The following is a 25,334-nucleotide window of genomic DNA, read 5'->3' as shown; positions in this document are numbered from 1 at the left end:
GAGTATGGGTAAAAAGTTAATGCATTGGGTGGACGCGCGTTTTCCAGCGACCGAAACCTATGAATACCATATGTCAAAGTACTACGCACCAAAGAATTTTAACTTTTGGTACTTCTTTGGCGTGCTATCAATGATTGTATTGGTCAACCAATTGGTGACTGGTATATGGCTTACCATGATGTACAACCCAAGTGCCGAAGGGGCATTTGCGTCTGTTGAATACATCATGCGTGACGTAAAAGGTGGTTGGCTCATTCGCTATATGCACTCAACCGGCGCATCTGCGTTTTTCGTCGTTGTATACCTGCATATGTTCCGCGCCTTGCTATACGGTTCATACCAAAAACCTCGTGAGCTTATCTGGCTCATCGGTATGGGTATCTACCTAGCACTTATGGCAGAAGGTTTCTTCGGTTACCTACTACCTTGGGGCAACATGTCATTCTGGGGTGCTCAGGTTATCTTGAACTTACCTGCAGCGCTACCAGTGATTGGTGATGGCCTTGCTGAATGGGTACGTGGTGACTATATTATCTCTGGTATTACCCTAAACCGTTTCTTCGCTCTACACGTTGTTGCTATTCCATTAGTACTCGTGGGCCTAGTATTTATGCATATTGTGGCGTTGCACCATGTGGGTTCGAACAACCCTGATGGCATCGACATCAAAAAGCTAAAAGATAAAAATGGTGTGCCATTAGACGGTATTGAATTCCATCCGTACTACACCGTGCATGACATGGTTGGTATCGTAGTATTCTTTATTTGTTTCTTTGCAGTGGTATTCTTCTTCCCAGAAGGCGGCGGTTTCTTCCTTGAGCCACCAAACTTTGAGACAGCGAACTCACTAAAAACACCAGCGCATATTGCACCAGTATGGTACTACACGCCTTTCTACGCTATCTTGCGTGCTGTTCCTGATAAGCTTGGTGGTGTTATCGCAATGGGTGCTGCAATTGCTGTATTGTTCTTGATTCCATGGCTTGATAGATCGCCTGTACGCTCTATGCGTTACAAAGGTATCTTGTCTAAAATCGCGCTTACTGTATTTGCTATTAGCTTTGTTGTATTGGGCTACTTAGGTGCGACGCCTGCTACCCCAACGGCAACTATCATGGCTCGTGTATTCACGATTCTATATTTCTTGTTCTTCTTACTGATGCCGTTCTACACTGCTATTGAGAAGTGTAAACAGCCACCAGAACGCGTTACCGGAGGTCACTAATGAGCACGCTAATTAAATCCCTAGCTGGTCTAGGCTTGGGCGCGGCATTGACGTTGACTGCTGGTACTGCAATGGCTGAAGGTAGTGGCTGTGGTACGTTCACTAATGCTGATGGCGTTGTTGAACATCTGGCTTGTAGTACTGCTCCTATTGATTTTACCAATAAGGGCTCGCTACAAAACGGTGCAAAAATCTTTATGAACTACTGTGCTGGGTGTCACTCAGCTAAGTATGTTCGTCACTCACGCATTGCGAAAGATTTAGAGATACCGCCTGAGTTGGTTGAAAAGTATTTGATGGTTACCACGGATCAAATCGGTGACCACATTACTGCTGAAATCGATCCTGAGATTCAAGCGTCTTGGTTTGGCGCCGCGCCGCCTGATCTATCACTTGAGACACGTCTACGTGGCGATGATTGGGTATATACTTACCTACTATCGTTCTATGAAGATCCAAGCCGTCCTTGGGGTGCAAACAACTTAGTACTGGCCAATGCAGCGATGCCTCACGTATTGCATAATATGCAAGAAGAGTTGAGCCAAGAAGAGTTTGAATCTGAGGTTGGTGACTTGGTTAACTTTATGGCGTGGATGGGCGAACCTGCTCGTCATGACCGTCAAGTAATTGGTTTCTTTGTAATTCTATTCTTATTAGTACTGCTCATCCCAGTTTACTTATTGAATAAAGAATTCTGGAAAGATGTCAAATAAGTCATAGTCAGCAGACCGTTCTGAGAATTAAAAAAAGCACTACTCCGGTAGTGCTTTTTTGTGCCTTGATATAGAGTGTAAATACTAGATCAGCCGGGAAATAAGTCGCTCAGCGCTAATGTTTACGTACACTACCTTGATAAACGTTGCGAGTTTGTTTACGATGACAACCTTCACTATTAACATTAGGCTTTCATGATTGATGCGAATGACATTCCAAGTAGTCAGCTAATTTTGTATGCTGATGACGGCTACGACAGTCATGTGGTACGCCTATTACTTGAAGAAAAAAAGCTCGCTTACTATTTGTCTCGCTTACATTCTGAGCGTCCTGAAGACTTGACTGAGCTAAATCCTTATCATACCTTACCTGTATTACAGCAGCGTGAGATTGCGCTTTATGAGATTAATGTGATTTTTGAATATCTTGAAGAGCGTTATCATACCAATAAACTGCTTCCTGAGACACCGCAAGAACGTGCACAGTTTCGCCAATTGGCTTGGCGCATTCAACGTGATTGGCTCGTACTCGGTAAGCGCCTCCTCACGCATCCAGATAGTTTTAATAAAGCACAAGCTGCTGTTGCCAAAAAACAGCTCAGTGATTCGTTGATTACTCTATCACCCCTGTTCGCTCATAAGCCTTATTTTATGGCTGATGAGTTTGGTTGGTGTGACGTACTATTAGCACCACTATTATGGCGATTGGATGAGATGGGTATTGAGCTGCCACGTGCTATTAGCCGTCCATTGTTTGAATATCAAACGAGAGTGTTTGAGCGTAATAGCTTCCAAAAAAGCGTACGTTGATTAGACAAGTATAAGAAGCTGCCTTGGAATAAGTACCAATATAATAGAAATTGACTTGCACTTATTGTGCGATAATTTGCTAAATAAAATACCTTTTCATTATTGAACATCATTAGTATAGGAAATCATTAGATGAGCGAAACCACCTCTATTACACCTACCCGTCCTTATATGGTACGTGCACTATATCAATGGATAGAAGACAACGCCTTGACGCCATACTTGATGGTCGATGCTACTGCTGATAACGTACAGATACCAACAGAGCATGTGCAAGATGGTCGTATCGTATTGAATATCGCCAGCCGTGCTACGGGTAATATGAGTATGGAAAATGACTACATACATTTCAGTGCGCGCTTCGGCGGCGTCTCACAGGAGATTTGGGTACCGCTCACGGCAGTAATGGGTATTTACGCTAAAGAAAATTCGCAAGGGATGTTCTTTGATCCAAAAGAATATGATAACTATGTACCAGAAGACGACGATGCACCGATTGCTAGCAAAAAACCTACTACCGCACCTAAACCGAAGCGTGATAACAAAGCAGGTTTAAAAGTTTTAAAGTAATTAGAGTTTCACACCCATTACTTTTCACATAATAAAAAAGCCAGTCATGTTTACTATGACTGGCTTTTTTATTGGCTGCTCAAAGACTTGACACTTTATCTTTAACTAGGTTCTTGGCAAGGTCACGCCGCGCTGGCCTTGATATTTACCGCCGCGGTCTTTGTAGCTGGTCTCACACACGTCATCCGCATCACTTTGGAAAAACAGCATTTGTGCCACGCCTTCACCCGCATAAATACGAGCTGGTAGATTGGTAGTATTACTGAACTCAAGTGTCACATGACCTTCCCACTCAGGCTCAAGCGGCGTGACATTGACGATAATACCGCAACGCGCGTAAGTCGATTTGCCTAGGCAAATAGTCAGTACATCGCGTGGAATACGGAAGTACTCCATGGTACGTGCTAAGGCGAATGAGTTTGGTGGAATGATGCACTCATCACCAACGATATCGATAAAGCTTTTATCATCGAAGTTTTTAGGATCAACAACGACTGAATGGACATTGGTAAAAACTTTAAATTCAGGCGCACAGCGTACGTCGTAACCATAGCTTGAGGTACCGTAGCTCACCAAACGCTCGCCTGCATCATTGAAGCGCACTTGACCTGGCTCGTATGGCTCAATCATGCCGTGCTCTTCGGCCATTTTACGAATCCAGCGGTCAGACTTGATAGACATTGTTATTCCTTAGCAAATATTTAATAGCGACGATTATACGGAATTGATGGCTGAATTTATAGGGTCGCAATGACTTTAAAACTGACGACCTTATAAAATAACTTTCGGCATGAACACATTTTTTAACCAAGTGTTTCAAGCATCAAAAAATACGCTTATCATCGACAGGTTTGGCAAATTTATTGATATTGGTTTCGATGTTTTTGGCAATGCTCAAATAATAGGTTGCAAAATTGTCGTCAGCCAATACGCTTGGCACGCCTTTATCGACTTGGGCGCGGATACCACTGGCAAGCGGTAGCTGCCCTAATAGCGGCACCTGATACTGCTCAGCGATAATCTCACCACCGCCAGTACCAAAAATCGCTTCGGTATGGTTGCAGTTACTACAAGTGTGTAACGCCATGTTTTCAACGACACCAAGCACAGGAATATTAGTTTTGTTAAACATCTCGATACCCTTCTGCGCATCAAGTAATGCAACGTGCTGCGGCGTCGTGACGATGACAGCGCCTGTCACTGGGATACGCTGTGCTAAGGTCAGCTGTATATCTCCTGTACCTGGCGGCATATCTATCACTAAATAATCTAGCTGCGGCCAGTTGGTTTGATTATATAGCTGCATCAATGCACCCGTTGCCTTCGGTCCACGCCATGCAACAGGGGTATTATCTCCATCAAGCAAGCTACCGATAGAGAGCATTGCCATACCATGCGCATCGACCGGTACGAATTGTTCGTTTTCTAGTTGCGGCTTCACATCAGCAACGCCTAGCATCGTTGGCATACTAGGACCATAGATATCGGCATCTAGCACACCAACGCGATTGCCAAGCTTCTGTAGTGCTAAGGCGATATTGACCGTGGTGGTTGATTTGCCAACGCCGCCCTTACCTGATGCCACAACAATAATATGACGGATACGAGGATGCGCTGCCAACGATGCTTGCGTAGGTGCAGCTTTCGTAATCGGTGGCTCAGCGTTAGTGCTACTAGCGTTGTTATTAGCGCCAGATGAAGGCTGGGATTCCATCGCATTGGTTGTCTTTGGCATCTGCTTTGGTAAGCTCGAGCCTGAACCTTTTTCTGGCGCAGGCAGACGCACATTCATATGAATCGTCGTAATACCATGCGGATGTAGCAACTGCCCGAGCTCCTGCTGGATAGCTTCAGGGTTGCTGTCTTTTGGCAAACGCAGGTCTAACGTAAGTGCTTCGCCATCACGCTCAAGCCCTGTAACCATTGTGGCGATACTGACAGCACCTATTTCATATCCAAGTAGGACTTTGTCAACGGCGCTATCACGCTCTGCCTGCTGCTGAGGCGTTTCGGTTTTTGTGGTTTTTTTCTTCATAAAGTTAAACATAGCTACTATTATGGCCTATACAAGTGGGTAGATCTGGCAAATCGCTCAAGTCGTCTCATTGCGTATCTCACAACCGATAGCGTTGATGATTATATTAGCCAAACCTTCTATCGTGACAGTGTAGCTGAATTGGACTCATAAAAAAACCACAACGCCAGTAGGTCTGACGTTGTGGTATATGCAAATTGTACATATATTAATTCATAAACCAACCATGACTGGCCACGATAGATTGTCCAGTGAATACATTGGTTGGGAAAGCCGCCAAAAATAGTGCCAATTGGGCAATGTCTTCTACTGTCGTAAACTCTTTATCTACGGTATTGACCAGCATAATATCGTTAATAACCGACTCTTCACTGATGCCCTTTTCAGCTGCTTGCTCTGGGATTTGTTTTTCTACCAATGGCGTTTTGACAAACCCTGGACAAATCACATGCGAGCGTACCTTATGCGCTGCACCTTCTTTGGCCAATACACGGCACAGTCCTAGTAGTCCATGCTTAGCAGTCACGTAAGGGGCTTTATATAATGAGGCCTCATGTGAGTGCGCAGAACCCATATAAATAACTGTGCCGCCCTTATCGCCTTTATACATGTGCTTAATCGCGGCTTTGGTAGTCAAAAAAGCGCCGTCTAAGTGGATATTAAGCATTTTTTTCCAATCGCTAAACGCCATTTTATCGATAGGATCGATGATCTGAATGCCAGCATTAGAAACCAAAATATCAATACCACCAAAAGTATCGACTAGCTGTTGTACACCATCGTTTACCGCATCTTCTGAGGTCACATCCATGGCAATTGCTAGAGCACGTCCACCAGCAGCTTCAATAGCATCAACGGTTTTTTGTGCCGCTTCGAGATTGATATCAGCAATACCCACCGCTGCGCCTGCTTTTGCATAAGTTTCAGCGATATCACGTCCGATACCACTTGCAGAGCCAGTGACTAATGCTACTTTGCCTGTCAAATCTTGTTCTAATTGGGTCGCCATACATATTCCTTATCATGGTCTAAAATATTATTAGTTTTTATAAAATTGAACTGAACAAATACGCCACTATGATTATAGTGGCGTATTTATTTGCGGGATAAAACATATTAATCTTACGGCAGTCACTTTACTGTACAAAGTTTACTGAATAATACTTACTGGTGTTTTTTCTTGTAGCTCGTCAAAGCTCACACCATCTGCTAATTCAACCAGCTTTAGGCCATTATCAGTAACATCTAATACGGCAAGCTCAGTAATGATACGATCAACCACGCCTTTACCCGTCAATGGTAGCTCACAGTTTGCCAAGATTTTTGGATCACCGTGTTTATTAACTTGCTCCATCAATACAATCACACGCTGCACGCCTGCGACCAAATCCATCGCCCCGCCCATGCCTTTGACCATCTTTTTGGGAATCATCCAGTTGGCAAGATCACCTTTTTCTGAGACTTCCATTGCACCCAATATGGCCAAGTTGACATGACCACCACGAATCATAGAAAAAGACTCTGAGCTACTAAAATAGCTAGCACCAGCTTCTGCGGTTACTGTTTGCTTGCCAGCGTTAATCAAGTCCGCATCAACGTTTTCTGCTGTAGGGAACTCACCAATACCTAGCAAACCATTCTCTGATTGTAGCCATACGTCCACGCCTTCAGGAATGTAGTTAGCGACTAGCGTTGGTAGGCCAATGCCCAAGTTGACATAATAGCCGTCTTGTAGCTCTTTTGCCGCGCGCTGCGCCATTTGCTCTCTTGTCCATGCCATGCTGATTTCCTTATTTTTTGCGATATTCTATTTTTATTCATTTAGACAGCCAGTTATCGAATCAATTAGCTGTTTAAACTATTATCAATCTAAAATTAACTATTGATTTCACTTACGATTAAGCGTCAACCACGTTTTTATTTACGCGCCTTCTACAGCTTTAGTCGTGGTCTTTTCGATACGTTTTTCAGGGCTAGCATTCAATACAATACGTTGAACAAAAATACCCGGTAGATGCACTTCATCTGGATCAAACGTACCCGTCTCAACGATTTCTTCGACTTCGACGATCGTGGTTTTACCGGCCATCGCGCAGTCTGGGTTAAAGTTACGAGCCGTTTTATTAAATATCAGATTGCCCGCTTTGTCAGCTTTTTGCGCTTTAATTAGAGCGACATCAGCGCGTAAGGAATGCTCCAACACATAAGTACGTCCATCAAAATCACGAGTCTCTTTACCTTCAGCGACTAATGTACCTACGCCCGTTGCGGTATAAAACGCAGGAATACCAGCGCCGCCTGAGCGCAGTTTTTCAGCCAATGTCCCTTGCGGCGTCAACTCAACTTCTAGCTCCCCTGCCAAGTACTGGCGCTCAAACTCTTTGTTTTCACCCACATAAGATGAAATCATTTTTTTGATTTGACGTGTTTGTAGCAATAGCCCTAGACCGAAGTCATCGACACCGGCGTTGTTACTGATACAAGTCAGCTCTTTAACTTTGCTATCACGCAGCGCTTCGATTAATGCTTCTGGAATACCGCATAGACCGAAGCCACCGATCGCGAGCGTTTGCCCGTCACTGACGACGCCTTTTAGCGCTTCTTCGGCACTGTTATATACTTTTGATTGACTCATACTTGTCTCCTATGACTGTTATTTATATTTTTAATCCGTGCATAAACTAATGCTGAATTAAGTGTCTCAATTATCCGTTTGATTGTTGATTGTTATGAAACTCAACAGCAAAAACTCATTATGCTTGTTTTTCTTTGGCGCGTTATAACCTTGTATAGTCAATTCAATTTAAAAATAGTACAAGGCAACCGAATGTAGATGTATATTAAATACTTCAAGCGAGGTTAACGCAGTAATATTTTTATAGTGGAATGACTATACCAATAGCCAAAACACGCTCATGATAATAGCACCAGAGACTGCCAGTACTATCAGGCAGTAGCCCATGATAGCGCGCGCATCCAAACCTGCGATACCTAACAATGGCAGAGCCCAAAACGGTTGAATCATGTTGGTCCACGCGTCACCCCACGCAATCGCCATCGCAGTAATGGCTGGGCTAACACCTAGCTCAATACCAGCAGGAATCATAACAGGACCCTGTACTGCAAACTGTCCACCGCCCGATGGCACAAACACATTGACCAAGCCAGCACTTAAAAATGCAAAAATCGGAAAGCTGTCTGCAGAAGCTGAATTGACAAAAAACTCGGTCACTTGCGTACTGATAGAGATACCATCTGCATTTGCGCCCGTCATAATGCCCATGATGCCGCCGTAGAACGGGAACAATAGCACAATACCCGTGATGCCACCTATCCCTGAGTGTACGGCACGATAATAACGCTCTAGCGTGCCATGCGATAGCAAACCTATGAACAAGAATAAACCAATGACGATGTTTAGCCCTAGGTTAAAACCGTTACTACCAAACTCGCTAATATAGTACATCAGTGCTAAGGCCAATAAGATGACAGCGATAATACGGCTATCATCTAGCTTTTGTGCAGGCGTGTCTCTTTGGGGTGCGACGTAGAGCTCTTCTTTGATCAGTTTAGGATCAATAACCGTAGGGTTTTTAGGATGCATAAAGCGATTGACGAGTGGCAAAATAACGATAAGCAAACCTACTAGCAGCATGTTGTAGCCTGCAAATACCGTTTGAGATAAAGGTACTGCTTCGGTCATGGTATTGCCCGACAGCGTCAGTAGCGTATCACCGCCCGAGCTAAGTGTCAGCGGTATCGAACCTGAAAAACCGCCATGCCAAATCACAAAACCTGAATAGGCAGCCGCGACCAATAGCGGATAATCGACGTTAGCCACTTTTCTTGCCAACGCCTTTGCAAAGATTGCCCCGATGATTAAACCAAAGCCCCAATTTATCCATGAGCCGACTAGCCCAACCAATGTTGATACGATAATGGCGGTCGTAGGAGAGTGAACTCTACTAGCGAGATTGTCCAATAAGCGCTGAATAAATGGTGCACTAGCAAAAGCATAGCCAGTCACTAGGACCAACGCCATTTGCATGGCAAAGCTATGTAATGACCACAGTCCATTGCCCCAGTGCCCTGCCATAGCAATCATGTTTTGGCCAGTAGTAGCCAGTCCTACAGCAAACGCGATAAGGGTCAAAACGATCGAAAATACGAATGGGGATGGTAGATAGCGATTGACTAACTGCACGCTCATATTAGTGATGGCACTAAACATATTCACATTCCTTGTAAATTTGATGTTTGGTTTTAAGAGTTGTTATTAGCGCCTTGTTGAACGCTTATCAGATCTAAGTGCGGTTATTGCCACCACATCTGATATAGGGCAAGCATTATATTTTATATTGGTATTCATAACAATACATTCTATCTCGCTATATCATGCGTGAAACACTTGTGCTAACTTAACATATTATTTTCGTAGCGACTAGAAAATAACCATCAGCTCATGTGAGTCAACGCTGTGCAGGAGTTAAATTGTCGAGATATTAATGGTTAGCAGTCTACAAGTCTAGATTTATGTTTGATAAAACAGACGAAATAGGCTTATTTTGATTAATTTTATTGACCTATATCGACAAGCACGGCATACTCGCTGCCTTATTTTTTTTGCCAAGGAGGGCCGTCATGTTTAGTACACTTGCTATTGTCATTACCCTATTATTACTCATGTTCTTTGCTTATCGCGGTTATTCTGTGCTGATCCTAGCACCGATTATGGCGACACTAGCAGTCTTACTGTCAGGTGACTTCTTAAGTACCATCCCCGCCTATACCGACATCTTTATGGGCGCACTCAGTGGATTCTTACTCAAATTCTTCCCTATATTTCTGCTGGGCGCACTGTTTGGGCGTTTGATGGCAGACTCTGGTGCAGCAACCGCCATTGCCAATACGGTGGTCGAAAAACTCGGTGCCAGCAAAGCTATCCTTGCGGTGATTTTGGTCTGTGCTATTTTGACCTATGGCGGCGTATCGTTGTTCGTTGTGGCTTTTGCTATCTATCCAATCGCCAAAGACTTGTTTAGAGCCGCAGATATTCCAAAACGTTTGATTCCAGCAGCGATTGCTTTAGGATCATTTACGTTTACGATGACTGCACTGCCAGGTACGCCAGCTATTCAGAACGCTATTCCAATTCCTTATTACAACACCAACGTATTTGCCGCGCCTATTTTGGGCATCATCGGTGGTACGATCATGTTTGTTTGTGGTTGGATGTGGCTTCAGTCACGCGCCAGAAAAGCCAATGCGGCAGGGGAAGGCTATGGTCAGCATGACGAAGAAGATGTAGGCGGCGTTGGCGCAACGGCAAAAGAAGCTGAGGTGTTAAACACTCACCATACTTCTTTTACCATTGCGATGATTCCACTCGTACTAGTCATTGGTTTAAACGCTCTATTGACCTATGTGGTTTTCCCATCAATAGATTTCAGCAGTCTACAAACTCAATTCCCAGATTTAAATGTCGCAGGCTCGCTTGGGTTGTGGTCAATTATTATCTCGTTGGTCGTGGCTTGTGTGGTGTTAATTCTGCTGCGTATCGGACATTGGAATAATCTACAAAAAACCATTAACCGTGGTACTTATGATTCTATGTTGCCGATTTTTAATACCGCATCAGAAGTGGGTTACGGTGCGGTTATTGCTTCCCTCGCAGGCTTCCTTATCATTCGTGATAGCATTCTAAACCTAAACCCTGATAACCCTCTGATCTCAGAAGCGGTCGCTATGACTACGCTTGCTGGTATCACAGGTTCATCGTCTGGCGGTTTGAGTATTGCGCTGTCTACATTGGGTGAAGATTATCTAAGAATGGCGGTCAATGCCGGTATTGACCCTGAGCTTATGCACCGAGTAGCCGTCATGGCGGCAGGTGGACTTGATACACTTCCGCACAGTGGCGCTGTCATCACCCTACTAGCAATTTGTGGTTTGACCCACAAACAGTCTTACTTAAACTTAGCAATGGTTACGATGGTCATTCCGTTGGTCGCTGTAGTCGCTGTGATTATCTTAGGTACGATGTTCGGTTCATTCTAAGCTAGCTTAGTAACTTAGCTATTTATTGTGACTAACTATTGGTATCTAGGTGAATAATGGATAAATAAAAAACCCACTCGGCATACTGCTTGGTGGGTTTTTTCATGGCTGATTGATAACTATTCTATAACTATCAAATACGATGCAAGGCTATTGTTTATGGTCAATAAATGCCTGCCAAATGAGAAGTAATTACCAAGGAATATCACAAATTTATTTGATTTACGGTATCATAGGCACACTTTTTGAATTTTTATTATTTTTAGAAGTTTTTAGCATTAACGATGTCGCATCAATGAGCGATGAACCGCTTGAGATGTTCGATAACTAACCCGTTTATATAAAAATATAGGTGATTTTGTGCGTGAGATTCTAGTAACCAGTGCGCTGCCCTACGCCAATGGCTATATCCATTTGGGGCATCTTGTAGAATATATTCAGACTGACATTTGGGTACGTGCGATGAAAGCGCAAGGCCATCAGGTCACCTATGTCTGCGCGGATGATGCACACGGTACGGCAATCATGCTCAAAGCAGAGGCCAACGGCGTAACGCCAGAGGAACAAATTGCCTCAGTGAAAGCCTCACATGAAGCGGATTTCTCAAAATTCCTTATCAACTTTGATAATTACCACAGCACTCATTCAGAAGAAAACAAACAGTTTTCTGAGCTGATTTATCGTCGTCTCAATGATGCTGGTCATATCAGCACAAAAGATGTCGAGCAACTATTTGATCCTGAAAAGCAATTATTTCTAGCGGATCGCTTTGTCAAAGGGACTTGCCCAGAGTGTGATTCACCAGACCAGTACGGCGATAACTGTGAAGTATGTGGCACCACTTACGATGCAACGGATCTAAAAGACCCGCACTCGACACTGTCTAATGCAACGCCTGTGCTCAAAACCTCTAAGCATTATTTCTTTAATTTGCCAGAGTTTGAACAGTTCTTAAAAGACTGGACGCGCAGTGACAACCGTTTGCAAACGTCAGTGGCTAATAAATTGCAAGAATGGTTTGAGGCAGGACTTGCCAGCTGGGATATCTCGCGTGATGCACCCTACTTCGGCTTCCAAATTCCAGATACTCCAAGCGATGAGCCAGACAAATACTTTTATGTATGGCTAGATGCGCCAGTTGGCTACATGGCAAGCTTTAAAAACCTATGTGATAAGCGTGCAGGGACAGACCAAGCACTTGATTTCGACCGCTACTGGGCACAAGAAAACGAGCATAAAACCGAGGTCTATCACTTTATCGGTAAAGACATTGTTTACTTCCATGCCTTGTTTTGGCCAGCCATGCTAGCTGGTAGCGAATACCGTACACCGACTGGCGTCTTTGCCCATGGCTTCTTGATGGTCAATGGCGAGAAAATGAGTAAGTCACGCGGTACTTTTATCAAGGCCGAGACGTATGCTGAGCACTTACATCCTGAATACCTGCGTTATTATTTCGCCAGTAAACTGTCTGACAAAGTTGAAGACATCAACTTAGATTTAGAAGACTTTATGCAGAAGGTAAACTCTGACTTGGTTGGTAAAGTCGTCAATATCGCCAGTCGTAGTGCAGGGTTCTTGGTTAAGAAGTACGACGGTATGCTGTCAGAAGTTTGCGTCGAGTCAGAGCTATTAGAAGACATCACCAAAACGGGTGATGAGATTGCTGCTGCTTATGAGAATCGTGAATTCTCACGTGCTATGCGTTTAATTATGCAATGTGCGGACAAGGCCAACGAATATATCGATGCCAAAAAACCATGGTCATTAGCGAAGCTAGAGGGTACTGAGCAAGAGGTTCAAGACGTCTGCTCGGTCGCTATCAATATTTTCCGTCAATTGATGGTTTATCTTGCGCCAGTATTGCCTGAGCTGACCACTAATGCGAAAGAGTTTTTGAACCTTGATGACTTAAGTTTTGCCAGTCGTAACGAGTGGTTGCTAGGTCATAAAATCAATAAGTTCAAACCACTGATGCAACGTATCGAAGAAAAAGATATTGAAGCAATGGTAGAGGATTCTAAAGCATCCTTAACTCAAGCAGACGCTCCTGCCGCGACTGAAAGTAGCAAGTCTGCCGCAAAAGACAAAGCATCTGCAACAGATGCTAGTACTGATGCTGAACAAACTGACTACATTGGTATCGAAGACTTTGCCAAAGTTGAGATGAAAGTGGCACACGTTTTAGAGTGTAACCATGTCGAAGGTGCTGATAAGTTACTACAGTTCACGCTAGACGTTGGTGAAGACAAGCCACGTAATGTGTTTAGCGGTATTCGTAAGTTCTATGAGCCTGAGCAATTGATTAATAAGAAAGTCATTTGCGTGACTAACCTTGCTCCGCGTAAGATGAAATTTGGCGTATCAGAAGGCATGGTATTGTCAACTGGCGAGCCAAAGACAGGCTTAACTGTCGTTACCTTACCGGATGCTTGTGTTGTTGGTGATGTATTGGCTTAGCTGTTATTTTTAGGAATAAAAAATAAAAAAAGATGCCCTGAGTGGCATCTTTTTTTATGACTGATTTAGCAAGTGGCTAAAAACCAAACCTGATACTTATCTACTCAAAATATCGATAATCTGCAACGTATCATTAATCACCGTCACAATGTTATTCTCTGGCGTACGAATACGAACGTAACGGTCATCATAACGGTCTAAAACGATAGAACGGTCATAATCCCTTCTATCTATCTTGCCGACTACTCTATAACCGTATCTATCAAGATCACGCTTGAACGAAGCATTTGGGCTAGCATTGCGATAGGCGTTAATACTTGGGTGAGCATTGCCATTATGCTTATAGTTTTTACTGACATGGGCAGAGTTACCTTTGCTATTACCATGTCCATTACCGTGCCCGTTTCCATGACCATCTTTTGCCATAGCAGGCAATCCAATCAAAGAAGTAGCAGTGATACCAGCGATGGTTAATAATTTAAGATTAGCAGTGTTCATAATATTATCCTTAAAATAGTCATTCGAAAAAGTTAGATAAATAATATCGTCTATTTCATATCCACTATGGCAGCACAATGTCACCAAAATGACTGGATTATCCTTAGACCCATCACATTTCTCGTATGAAAATTAGCTTACGTTAATTATGAAGTGAGTACGTAATAGATGCGTTGCTAGGATGTAAGCCTTTTGCATATGGTTTGAGCAAACAAAAGTACCCTAGCGGCATCCGTTATATTTAGATCTACATAAAAGCTTCAATGCATCACGCGTCTTAATAAGATAAAAAGAAGTGATGATTTTTTTATTATCCATCACCATGACCGCTACACATTAATTTCTTATTGCGATAACTTACATTACTGTCATAATATGAACATAATAATCGATGGAACGATTACTTTATTTAATTGTTAGCCTGCTATCTCAGCATCAACATAGCATTGACTTGGCTAATCTGCATTCTTCAATATCATGGTAAAAAACCAAAGTACACCAAACAGATGAGCAAAATGACTACTATATAAATTAGTAGGCTCAGTCAGTCTGGCGGTATCTACTTGGTTTTTCGATTGATATAACCTATGAGTTAACCTAATAATGACTATCGCTTCTACTCTACGCTTAAGCCTATATGGCGTTGCTCTTAGTGCCATTAGCACACTTGGACTAATCGGCTGCTCAAACTCCTCTACCGAGACCGCAGCGACTGCTGAAAATAGCACGGCTACAGACAAACCTGCCAAATCAATTGCCATTACTCAAATCGTTGAGCATCCATCATTAGATGATATGCGCCGCGGTATTATTGATGAATTGGCAGATAATGGTTATGTCGAAGGTCAAAACCTAACTGTTAACTTTCAAAGTGCGCAAGGAAATACAGCGACTGCAGGACAGATTGCCAAGCAATTTGCAGGAGACAACCCTGATGCGATCGTAGCAATCTCAACGCCTTCTGCGCAGTCAGTAGTAGCCGCGACCACCACTATCCCTATTATCTACACTGCTGTGTCAGATCCGCTAGGTGCCAAGCTCATTATGGCAGATGGCAAGCCTTTTCAGAGCAATTTGACTGGACTCTCAAGCCAGTTGCCACTAGAGCCGCAGTTGGATTTGTTACAGCAAATAAAGCCTGACTTAAAGACCATCGGTTATGTCTATAGCCCAGGTGAAGCAAACTCAGTGTCATTGCGTGAGAACCTAAAACAAGCTTTGCCAGCACGAGGTCTGTCACTATTAGACATTCCTGCCAATCGTCCAACGGATATCGGTATGGCGACGCGCAGCTTGCAAGGACGTGCAGATATCATTTATACCTCATTTGACAACAATGTTGCTTCTGCCTTTGAGGCCATGACCCAAGCAGCAAATGAGCTAAAGTTACCAATTATCGCGTCTGATGAATTCAGCGTAAAACGCGGCGCGACGGCTGCGCTTGGCGTTAATGACTATGACTTTGGTCGTACCACTGGCAAGATGGTATATCGCGTATTAAACGGCGAAGCGGTCAACACCATCAAACCTGAAGTCATGAATGACCTGACCTTATATGTCAGTCCTAAGCACGCCAAAACACAAGGTGTCAGCTTACCAGCAGAGTTGCTAAAAAACGCCATCAATGTTGATATTGATGCCGAAACCAAATAAAAAGTAGTAAGCTATCTATTAGCTCGTCAATTATTTATATAGTGTACGGACACACTATTATTTTAGGAGTAAGACCCATGTTGTCTCAAAATCGTTTTGGTCGTTTTAATTTCGGTAAGGCTTTATTATTAGGCGGTGTATGTACTGCTATCTTGACTGGTTGTAACCAATCAGCACAAGATGATGGCTCCATGGATGCTGCCGCTAATGGTGATACAGCGACGGCTATGAAGACCGTTGCTATTACTGCTATCGTCGAACATCCAGCGCTTGATGATGTACGTAAAGGTGTCATCGACGAGCTAAACGAAGCAGGCTTCAAGGACGGTGAAAACTTAACCGTTAACTTCCAAAGCGCACAAGGAAACACTGCTACTGCTGGTCAGATTGCCAAGCAATTTGTCGCTGATGCGCCAGATGTTATCGTCGCTATTGCAACACCGTCTGCGCAGTCTGTTGCCGCTTCTACTAGCAGCATTCCATTGGTATTCTCAGCAGTTACTGACCCAGTAGCAGCCAAACTGGTACCTAAGCTAGATGGATCTGGCACCAACGTTACAGGCGCATCAGATGCCCTACCGTATGAGCCACAGATTGATTTGATGCGTCAAATCATTCCATCATTAAAGAACGTCGGTTATGTCTATAGCCCAGGTGAAGTCAACTCAACGATTATCTTAAAAAATCTAAAAGAGAAGCTAACACCACTAGGTATCAATGTACTAGAAGCGCCTGCACAGCGTAGTAACGACATCGCGATGGCAGCGCGTAGTCTCGAAGGTAAGGTCGATATGATCTACACTTCAACTGACAACAACGTGGTATCAGCGTACGAGTCACTTTATCAAATCGCCAAACAAAGTAAGATTCCTCTAATTGCCTCAGACACTAGCTCAGTTGAGCGCGGTGCTGTTGCTGCTCTAGGTGTGAACTACTATGAGCTTGGCCGTGAAACTGGTAAAATTGTCGTACGTATCTTGAATGGTGAAAAAGCAGGTGCTATCCCTGTTTACACTCCACAAGCGCTTGATCTATACGTCAGTCCAAAACACGCTAAAGAAGAAGGCATCACGTTGCCACAAGCGGTTATCGATAAAGCAAAAGAAGTGGTAGAATAACGCACCTTTGTATTTGGCTCACAATAGCAGGTATAAATAGGAAAGCGACACGAATCAATACTGTGTTGTCTACCTTAAAATATACGGCTAATGATTAAATAAGAAACCCAGCTATGAGTCATTAGGCTGGGCTTCTTGTCTAAACAGAGTCTTTTTTGGAAGCATGTTTAATAGTGCTGTATTTGTCTGACAATTTATCTGATACTTGTTAAGTAGAGGATAGGTCTATTGATTGCATTGCAGTGCCTTAAACCATCGCTTCAAACCAAGGTAGCTTATGATCGCTGTTAATCGTGATATGTTTTGGTTTACCCTAACCGCAGATTGCTTAATCTGTTAAATTCACCGCTTAGCTGTTTAGCAGGTAGATGATTTTGGCAATTGCCATTTACTTATCTTGGTACCATACGCTAGACACTTGGTTATGACTTACTGATCCCTTATGTCTTTAATTGCTTTTTTTGGTGCGCTTGAAAGTGGTCTGATTTATGGCCTAGTAGCACTCGGTGTGCTTATCTCATTTCGTACGCTCGACTTCCCTGATTTGACCGCTGACGGTAGTTTCCCATTAGGTGGCGCAGTCGCTGGTATTTCTATCATCGCTGGTATCAACCCATGGTTGGCCTGTGCTTTTGGGATGTTAGCAGGTTCAGTCGCTGGTATCGTCACGGCATGGCTACATGTCAAACTTGGCATCTTGCAGCTGCTTGCCAGTATTTTGGTCATGGTTGCCTTATATTCTGTCAACCTACGCATCATGGGCGCGCCAAACCTGCCCCTACTTGGTGAAACCACAGTGTTTAGCACCTTGGTGACCGATGGTAATGGTTATTGGATGCGCTGCCTGATTATTGGTGTCGTTGTCGCAGCTGCCATGTTATTTTTGAACTGGTTCTATAGCACTGAGACAGGTCTATCGATGCGCGCTACTGGCTCAAATCTAAGAATGGCACAGGCGCAAGGTATCAATACCTCGTGGATGACCATCATCGGTATGGCGATTTCTAACGGTTTGATTGCCTTAGCGGGAGCACTATTTGTCCAGACTCAGGGTGGCGCGGACATCTCAATTGGTATCGGTACAATCGTCATTGGTCTAGCAGCGGTCATCATCGGTGAGACCATCATTCCTGCCAAGCGTATTTGGCTGATCACCTTTGCCGTTGTTGTCGGTGCAGTATTGTACAAACTGTTTATTCAGGTTGCGCTATCAAGCGATACGCTACGTAGTATCGGCTTTGGTCCACAGGATTTGAACTTGATTACCGCACTGCTCGTGGTACTAGCCTTGGTATTGCCAAAAGCGAAAACCAAGTTTTTATCACGTAAAGTTCGCGCCTAATGACAGTCGAAGCAAGTATTGATAATACTTGTGACGCTTGAAGAGATAATAAGGAATAACGATTATGATGCAAGCCACCGATTTACGGTTGACCTTTAACCCAGGCACGCCTATCGAAAACCCTGCCCTACGTGGTATCAGCTTAAACATTGCTGATGGTGAATTTGTCACTGTCATCGGTACCAATGGTGCAGGTAAATCTACTTTTTTGAACGCAGTAAGCGGTACGACACGCGTCGATAGTGGCTCAATCTTGCTCAATGGTATTGATGTGACTAAGAAATCCGCCCATCAACGCGCGCATTGGGTTGCTCGTGTCTTTCAGGATCCGATGGCTGGTACTTGTGAAGCGCTAACGATCGAAGAAAATATGGCTTTGGCCTACAAACGCGGCGGTAATCGCGGTCTAAAATTTGCATTGAACCAGAACAACCGTGATTTGTTTCGAGAAAAACTATCCGTTTTAAAATTAGGTTTAGAAAATCGTCTAACCGATCGTATGGGTTTGCTCTCTGGTGGTCAACGCCAAGCGGTAAGTCTGCTAATGGCATCATTGCAGCCCTCTAAGATCTTGTTACTTGATGAGCATACTGCTGCTCTTGACCCTAAGACTGCGGCGTTTGTCTTAGAATTGACCGATAAGATTGTCACGGACAATAAGCTGACTACAATGATGGTTACCCACTCTATGCAACAAGCATTGGCACATGGTACACGCACCGTTATGCTGCATCAGGGTCAAGTCGTATTAGATGTGGCTGGTGACATTCGCAAAGGCATGACCGTACATGATCTACTCGATATGTTTGAGCAAACACGTGGCGAAAAAGTTGAAGATGATAGCCTGATTTTAAGCTAAGTTTTGAGCTAATACTGCTAATGACTTACGACTTATAAATTTGTACCTGTCGAATATAACCATTTCCGACAACATCAAAAACCTTCAAGAGAATTGATTTTTCTTGGAGGTTTTTTGTTATCTATAGTTAATGATCATATGAACTTCCCACTAGCCATTATATAGTTGTCGTCTATCAAAGCTTCGCCGTTGTCACTTACTATATGAGGTCTGTCATGCGCAAAATTCCTATTTATTCCCACCCTGCTGCTGGTTGGCCTGCGCTGATCTCATCTACCCAAAAGCTAATGGACTATAAGACATTTTTGCGCGGCGGTATAAGTGTATTTAAAAGCAATCAGCCCCAAGGCGGATTTGACTGCCCAGGTTGTGCTTGGCCTGACCATAAGTCGCACAAAGCTATCGATGTCTGTGAAAACGGCATTAAAGTCATTGCCAGTGAGACCATGACCCACAAAGCAGATGCCGAGTTTTTTGCAAGACATACCGTTACTGAACTACAGGGCTGGACTGGTTACGAGCTTGAGCACAGTGGTCGTTTATCAGAGCCGATGTATTACGATGCGGCGCAAGATCGCTATGTTCCTATCCCTTGGGAAGCTGCTTATAGCCTAATCGCTGAGCAGTTAGGACAGCTAGATTCACCGGATGAGGCATTATTTTATACATCAGGTCGTGTGACTAACGAGCCCGCCTTCTTATTTCAGTTATTTGTACGCTGCTTTGGTACCAATAATTTGCCTGATTGCTCAAATATGTGTCACGAGCCAACCTCAGTAATGCTAAGCAGACAACTAGGTATTGGTAAAGCGACCGTGATGCTAGAAGATTTTGAGCAAGCCAAGCTGATATTGATGTTTGGACAAAACCCAGCCACCAATCATCCACGAATGCTAGAAATGCTCGCCCATGCGCATGAGCAAGGGTGTCGAATCATCTCAATCAACCCGATGCGTGAACAAGGTTTAAGCAAGTTCAGAAATCCGCAAAAACCAACACATATGGCAGCTGGTCAAAGCGATGATATGGTTGATGATGTCATTCAAATTCAAATCGGCGGGGATGCCGCGCTATTGACGGGCATTGCCAAATGGCTGATTGAAAACGATAAAATCAACCACGATTTTATCACCACTCATACCTCAGGTTTTGAACCGTTAAAACAATGGCTAATAGCGCAAACTTGGGAAAATGTCACGCTTGGATGCGGTATCTCTCAAACAGATATTGTCAATCTCGCTAAGCTAGTTGCTGACAGCCCAGCGACGATTTGTACTTGGGGCATGGGCATCACCCAACACGTGCAAGGCGATGACAATGTCGCGATGATTACCAATCTGCTGCTGCTGATGGGTATGATCGGCATTGAGGGTGCAGGTGCCTCTCCTGTTCGCGGTCACTCCAATGTTCAGGGCGATCGCACTATGGGTATTCATGAGCGTCCTAGCAAGAGCTTGCTGGACAGTCTTGAGCGTGTCTTTGAGCGCCCTATGCCGCAAGAGCATGGCTATGACGTCGTTACAGGTGCCAAAGCACTTATCGCGGGTCAATTAAAGGTCTTTATGGGTATGGGCGGTAATTATGCTGTAGCAGCCCCTGATACGAGCGCTATAGAACAAGCATTAACCACCACTAAGCTCAATATATTTGTCGGTACTAAGCTTAATGAGACGATGTTATATCCAGGTGCAAACAACATCATTTTGCCTTGTCTAGGTCGTACTGAACGTATTATAACGACAAAAGGTGAGCAGTTTGCCACGATCGAAGATTCAATGTGCCAAATCGTTCCGACTCAAGGTAAGCTCAAGCCCGTGAGTGATACTTTAAAATCTGAAGCACAAATTGTGGCAGATATGGCTATTCATGTGCTCGGTACCGATTCATCCATTCCTTGGCTTGCAATGAGCGAAGATTTTAACCTTATTCGCGACTATATCGCCCAAGCTATTAACGGTTTTGAAGACTTCAATCAGCGCATTCGCAATTCGGAGCGCGGTTTTCATTTGTATCATGCGGCGCGTCACCGTGTGTGGAATACCGAGAGTGGCAAAGCGCAGTTTGAAGTACCACAATACCCCATTACGTACGTTGCATCCCAAATGGAAGATGCTCAAGGCATTGATGACGAGAATACAACGCAAAACGTAACGCAAAAGGTTTGGCAATTGACCAGCGTCCGTAGCCACGATCAATTCAATACCATGATTTTCGGGTTTAAAGACCGCTATCGCCAAACCAATCGCCGCGATGTGCTATTTATGCATCCAGATGAGATAAGCTGCCTAGGCTGGCAAAAAGGTGACCGTATTATGGTGACTCGCCAACGTGCTAAAGACAGTTCAGCTGAACCACGCATACTAGGTCCACTAATATTAACAGAGATGGACATTGCCTCTAACGCCGTTGCTGCTTACTATCCTGAGTGCAATAACCTATTCGATTTGGACACACATGCGCCAGACTCTCATATTCCAGCGTACAAGTCGACGACCGTTACTTTGGAGCGCGTCAATGCAGATACTCGAATAGCTGAGCCTGCATAAATGACTATGATAACTGAAGATAGCGTTGAGCAAAATGAGTTACCTAGCACCACCGATATGATAAATAAAACTAACGTGGTTACGACAGATTTATCTGAAGATACTGCAGCGTCTGAGATGCTGCTTGCTCGCAACCACTTAGCGCATAAGCATTATTACTCATCAGATGATGACGGACTCAATAGTGAGGACCATACTGCTCAAGCTCATATCGAATCTCAGACCACCAGTTTAGCCATAGAAGCAGCGGTGTCAATCATCATCAATGGGATTCATTATGCGGTATTGATGGCCAGCCCTTACCAACTAGAGTACTTAGCTGTTGGCTTCTTATTTAGTGAAGGATTAATTCAGCACAGTCATGAGTTACTCGACTGGGAAGTGACTCATCTTACGGATATTGATAGCTACCAAAAGTTTGCTCAGGCTTCAAGAGACGATAGTTTCGAACCATCATCATTTGAGCAAAGCTTACAACGACTTCAAGATTATGATATCTATATCGTAGAGCTGGTCTTAAGCCAGCGTTGCCATCAGCGCATTCAAGCTCAGAAACGTCAACTAGCAGGGCGTACAGGCTGCGGTATGTGCGGTATCACTGGTCTGACTCAAGCCCTGCCCGACTTGAGCCACTACTCACAAGCAAATATCCATGGCTCTAAGGCGACTGTACCAAGCCTTGACTATCTATTGGCATTACGTCAGCAAGTCGATGCCGCACAGCACACACACCAGCTAACAGGCGCTGTGCATGCAGCAGCAACGATGTACAATGATCAGCTATACTTATTTGAGGACGTGGGGCGCCACAATGCGCTTGATAAATTAATCGGTTGGCAACTGCGACAAAAAGCAGAGGTTGATTGCGTACTAATGACCTCACGACTATCGATTGAATTGGCACAAAAATCTATTCGTAGTCGCATTCCTTGGCTCGTTGGCATGTCAGCACCGACCAGCACCGCAGTACGTGTGGCTGAACGCTATGGACTTGGGTTAGCGGGATTTTTGCGTAATAACCGAGTCACTTACTACTCGCAGGTCTGATCATCCACAGATACAAACAATACCAAAAAGACCAAAGGCAACGATAAAGAGAGCGCTCATCAGGTTAACATTAGATGTTTAACACTACTTTGTCCTTTTATTCTCTAATTATAACTAAATTAGTAGCAACCCAACCAATTGAAAATAAAGAGTAAATACATATTAATCAAAAATAACCTTCGTTTGCATGAAAAATGACTTGTAATTTGGCATATTTTTGCTAATATAGTCCACCTTGATTGGCTGGATGGCAGAGTGGTCATGCAGCGGACTGCAACTCCGTTAACGCCGGTTCGATTCCGACTCCAGCCTCCAATTATTTATTAACTTTACGTTAATTTTGGCTTGCATTATTATCACAACCGATTATAATAGCGACCACTTATCTAGTAACTAGATGGTCTATCAGCTAGTTTACATGTTAGATAACACAAGTTTTGCCCGGGTGGTGAAATTGGTAGACACAAGGGATTTAAAATCCCTCGCTAGCAATAGCGTGCCGGTTCAAGTCCGGCTCCGGGTACCATTACATAGTCCTATTCTATCTTATAGAATAGCTAAAGCCCCTGATATCAGGGGCTTTATTGTATCTGGCGTTCTATACTGTCCTGCTCTATTTATTATCGCTCGTAATTCTGATATATGTCGATTTTCAACGCATATCAGGGGCGTTTAGAATGCACACTACTTTACGAAAATACCATCACATGTCCAACAATACATCACCATAGTCATCACGCAAATCTTTCTTCACCATTTTTCCGGCACCATTCAGTACGATGTTCTCTACAAAAATAACTTTGTCAGGTATCTGCCAGCTAGCAATTTTATCTTCATAAAAACTCAGCACTTGTGACTCATCGAGTTCTGCATCCTCTTCTTTTACCACAATCAATAGTGGACGTTCTCCCCATTTTTTATGTTTTGCGGCGATAGCAGCTGCCATTTTTATCTGTGGATGGGCGGCAGCGATATTTTCAAGCTCTACTGAGGAGATCCATTCTCCGCCAGATTTAATTAAATCTTTTGATCGGTCACGAATATTCATATAGCCATCAGCATCAATGGTTGCAATATCACCCGTGTCAAACCAGCCATCTTCCGTAATGGCATCAGGATTCTCTGTATAATAATCGTTGATAATCCAGTGACCTTTGATCTGCAAGCGACCCTGAGACACTCCATCCTCTTTGACTGGCTTAAGTGGCTCATCAGTATCTATGAGACGTAACTGAACACCATACGGTGGACGTCCTTGAGAGTTACGTAGCTCGTTAATCTCATCTTTACTCAGTGATTTATGCTTAGCCTTTATTTGATTCATCGTTCCAAGTGGACTGGTTTCTGTCATACCCCAGCCGTGTACCGCATCGCAATTAAAATCTTCTCTAAACGTTTTAATCACTGATGGTGGACAAGCGGCGCCACCGACAATGGTCCGTGTCATACTATCAAGCTTACTGCCTCTGGCTTTAGCGGCAGTCAATAGGCTTTGCCAAATCGTTGGAACACCTAAAGCGACCGTCACCTTATAATCATCGATGAGAGACACTAGGCTATCACCATCCAAATTGGGACCTGGGAGCATCAGAGAGCAGCCAGTTAATGCAGCCGCATAAGGGGTGCCCCATGCGTTGACATGGAACATCGGTACCACAGGGAGTAGTACGTCTTGCGCAGATAAACCCGACACATCCGGCATGCACAGTGCCATCGCATGAAGCACAGAAGAGCGGTGCGTATATAAAATCCCTTTAGGATTGCCTGTCGTTCCTGATGTATAGCAAAGTGAGCTGGCAGTGGCTTCATCAAACTGAGGCCAATCAAAGTCAGCATTATGCTCTGCTAATAACTCATCAAAAAATAATACATCAGGCAGTTTTGCGACGACACTGTCCTCTCGAGCGCTCAAGCAAATAAAGTGCTCAATCCCTTTAATGTCTTCTTTAATCGCCATAATAAGCGGTAGGAATGTGACATCAAAGAATAGCACGCGGTCATCAGCATCATTGATAATGTAGCTAAGCTGCTCAGGAAATAGACGTGGATTAATGGTATGGCAAACCATGCCACTGCCTGAAATCGCATACCAAGCCTCTAGGTGACGGCGATTGTTCCAAGCCAATGTGGCTAAGCGCTCTGATGATTTCAATCCGAGGGTAGCCAACGCATTGGCCAACCGTTTTGAGTTATTCGAAATCGTAAGCCAATTAGTATGAGTCATTTGTCCATCGACTTCTTTGGACAAAACTGCCGTATCACCGTGATATCGGGCAGCGTGTTCGATTAGACCACTGATCAGCAATGGCTGATACATCATTTTTCCTAACATAGTACATTCCCTGTCGTTGTTTGAAAGTCCGCTTATTTTTATTCATGTATCCTCTAATACTAAAAATAA

At 43.9% G+C, this 25,334-nt stretch carries 20 protein-coding genes and 2 tRNA genes; 14 read left to right on the top strand and 8 right to left on the bottom strand.

The genetic code is table 11. From position 1 onward, the window contains the following. Positions 1-4: 4 nt before the first annotated feature. The 4 genes from QO189_RS01575 (at position 5) to QO189_RS01560 (ending at position 3,318) form a co-directional block, all read left to right on the top strand. Positions 5-1,225, top strand: a complete 1,221-nt coding sequence (locus QO189_RS01575; RefSeq protein WP_371531454.1) for a cytochrome bc complex cytochrome b subunit — start codon at positions 5-7, stop codon at positions 1,223-1,225. After that, positions 1,225-1,938 carry a cytochrome c1 gene (locus tag QO189_RS01570; protein ID WP_057759301.1) on the top strand — a complete coding sequence of 238 codons (714 nt, stop codon included), beginning with the start codon at positions 1,225-1,227 and terminating at the stop codon, positions 1,936-1,938. Before QO189_RS01575 ends, QO189_RS01570 begins: the two co-directional genes overlap by 1 nt. A 195-nt stretch (positions 1,939-2,133) precedes the next feature. Continuing rightward, positions 2,134-2,748: a glutathione S-transferase N-terminal domain-containing protein gene (locus QO189_RS01565; protein ID WP_371531225.1), complete on the top strand. Its 615-nt coding sequence runs from the start codon at positions 2,134-2,136 to the stop codon at positions 2,746-2,748. 132 nt (positions 2,749-2,880) lie between these two features. Further along, positions 2,881-3,318, top strand: a complete 438-nt coding sequence (locus tag QO189_RS01560) for a ClpXP protease specificity-enhancing factor (RefSeq protein ID WP_371531224.1) — start codon at positions 2,881-2,883, stop codon at positions 3,316-3,318. Between the two features lie 105 nt (positions 3,319-3,423). Here the strand turns inward: QO189_RS01560 and dcd are convergent, their stop codons facing one another. The 6 genes from dcd to QO189_RS01530 all read right to left on the bottom strand — a co-directional run bounded on the left by dcd (position 3,424) and on the right by QO189_RS01530 (position 9,584). Then, positions 3,424-3,999 carry a dCTP deaminase gene (gene dcd, locus QO189_RS01555; protein WP_058024138.1) on the bottom strand — a complete coding sequence of 192 codons (576 nt, stop codon included), beginning with the start codon at positions 3,997-3,999 and terminating at the stop codon, positions 3,424-3,426. A 142-nt stretch (positions 4,000-4,141) separates the two neighbouring features. Then, a complete protein-coding gene (gene apbC / locus QO189_RS01550; RefSeq protein WP_371531223.1) occupies positions 4,142-5,365 on the bottom strand; it encodes an iron-sulfur cluster carrier protein ApbC in 1,224 nt (407 codons plus the stop codon). Positions 5,366-5,561: 196 nt separating this feature from the next. Then, positions 5,562-6,362 carry a 3-hydroxybutyrate dehydrogenase gene (locus QO189_RS01545; RefSeq protein ID WP_114700886.1) on the bottom strand — a complete coding sequence of 267 codons (801 nt, stop codon included), beginning with the start codon at positions 6,360-6,362 and terminating at the stop codon, positions 5,562-5,564. 141 nt (positions 6,363-6,503) lie between these two features. Continuing rightward, a complete protein-coding gene (locus QO189_RS01540) occupies positions 6,504-7,133 on the bottom strand; it encodes a 3-oxoacid CoA-transferase subunit B (RefSeq protein WP_201547983.1) in 630 nt (209 codons plus the stop codon). A 141-nt stretch (positions 7,134-7,274) separates the two neighbouring features. Continuing rightward, a complete protein-coding gene (locus tag QO189_RS01535) occupies positions 7,275-7,988 on the bottom strand; it encodes a CoA transferase subunit A (RefSeq protein ID WP_298807975.1) in 714 nt (237 codons plus the stop codon). A gap of 255 nt (positions 7,989-8,243) precedes the next feature. Then, entirely contained in the window at positions 8,244-9,584 is a 1,341-nt protein-coding gene (locus tag QO189_RS01530; RefSeq protein ID WP_371531222.1) for a short-chain fatty acid transporter, read from the bottom strand. Positions 9,585-9,994: 410 nt separating this feature from the next. Between QO189_RS01530 and QO189_RS01525 the strand changes: the two genes are divergently transcribed. Both QO189_RS01525 and metG read left to right on the top strand, forming a co-directional pair. Then, the gene (locus tag QO189_RS01525; protein ID WP_371531221.1) at positions 9,995-11,410 is read left to right on the top strand and encodes a GntP family permease; all 1,416 of its coding nucleotides are present in this window, start codon (positions 9,995-9,997) and stop codon (positions 11,408-11,410) included. Positions 11,411-11,770: 360 nt separating this feature from the next. After that, entirely contained in the window at positions 11,771-13,870 is a 2,100-nt protein-coding gene (gene metG / locus QO189_RS01520) for a methionine--tRNA ligase (RefSeq protein WP_371531220.1), read from the top strand. 96 nt (positions 13,871-13,966) lie between these two features. Here metG and QO189_RS01515 read toward each other — a convergent pair whose 3' ends face one another. Beyond that, positions 13,967-14,368 (bottom strand): hypothetical protein, encoded by a 402-nt coding sequence (locus QO189_RS01515; RefSeq protein WP_371531219.1) that lies wholly within the window; start codon positions 14,366-14,368, stop codon positions 13,967-13,969. Positions 14,369-14,971: 603 nt separating this feature from the next. Between QO189_RS01515 and QO189_RS01510 the strand changes: the two genes are divergently transcribed. The 8 genes from QO189_RS01510 to QO189_RS01475 all read left to right on the top strand — a co-directional run bounded on the left by QO189_RS01510 (position 14,972) and on the right by QO189_RS01475 (position 23,459). Then, the gene (locus QO189_RS01510) at positions 14,972-16,021 is read left to right on the top strand and encodes an ABC transporter substrate-binding protein (protein WP_371531218.1); all 1,050 of its coding nucleotides are present in this window, start codon (positions 14,972-14,974) and stop codon (positions 16,019-16,021) included. A 77-nt stretch (positions 16,022-16,098) separates the two neighbouring features. Beyond that, a complete protein-coding gene (locus QO189_RS01505) occupies positions 16,099-17,139 on the top strand; it encodes an ABC transporter substrate-binding protein (RefSeq protein ID WP_371531217.1) in 1,041 nt (346 codons plus the stop codon). A gap of 442 nt (positions 17,140-17,581) precedes the next feature. Continuing rightward, a complete protein-coding gene (locus QO189_RS01500; protein ID WP_101204314.1) occupies positions 17,582-18,481 on the top strand; it encodes an ABC transporter permease in 900 nt (299 codons plus the stop codon). A 64-nt stretch (positions 18,482-18,545) separates the two neighbouring features. Then, positions 18,546-19,340 (top strand): ABC transporter ATP-binding protein, encoded by a 795-nt coding sequence (locus QO189_RS01495; RefSeq protein ID WP_057759272.1) that lies wholly within the window; start codon positions 18,546-18,548, stop codon positions 19,338-19,340. A 215-nt stretch (positions 19,341-19,555) separates the two neighbouring features. After that, positions 19,556-21,886, top strand: coding sequence for an FdhF/YdeP family oxidoreductase (locus QO189_RS01490; protein WP_371531216.1), 2,331 nt, complete (start codon positions 19,556-19,558; stop codon positions 21,884-21,886). 57 nt (positions 21,887-21,943) lie between these two features. Continuing rightward, complete coding sequence (locus QO189_RS01485; protein WP_371531453.1) at positions 21,944-22,933, top strand: formate dehydrogenase accessory sulfurtransferase FdhD; 990 nt, start codon at positions 21,944-21,946, stop codon at positions 22,931-22,933. Positions 22,934-23,174: 241 nt separating this feature from the next. Then, positions 23,175-23,248: transfer RNA gene (locus tag QO189_RS01480), tRNA-Cys, on the top strand. Between the two features lie 124 nt (positions 23,249-23,372). Then, positions 23,373-23,459: transfer RNA gene (locus QO189_RS01475), tRNA-Leu, on the top strand. A 177-nt stretch (positions 23,460-23,636) separates the two neighbouring features. Here the strand turns inward: QO189_RS01475 and QO189_RS01470 are convergent. After that, positions 23,637-25,265, bottom strand: a complete 1,629-nt coding sequence (locus QO189_RS01470; RefSeq protein WP_371531215.1) for a long-chain-fatty-acid--CoA ligase — start codon at positions 25,263-25,265, stop codon at positions 23,637-23,639. Positions 25,266-25,334 lie beyond the last annotated feature (69 nt).

It is taken from the genome of Psychrobacter sp. Arc29 (assembly GCF_041431175.1).
GTDB lineage: Bacteria > Pseudomonadota > Gammaproteobacteria > Pseudomonadales > Moraxellaceae > Psychrobacter.
The sequence above is the reverse complement of the archived record's forward strand: the minus strand, read 5'-3'. Positions and strand labels throughout refer to the sequence as shown.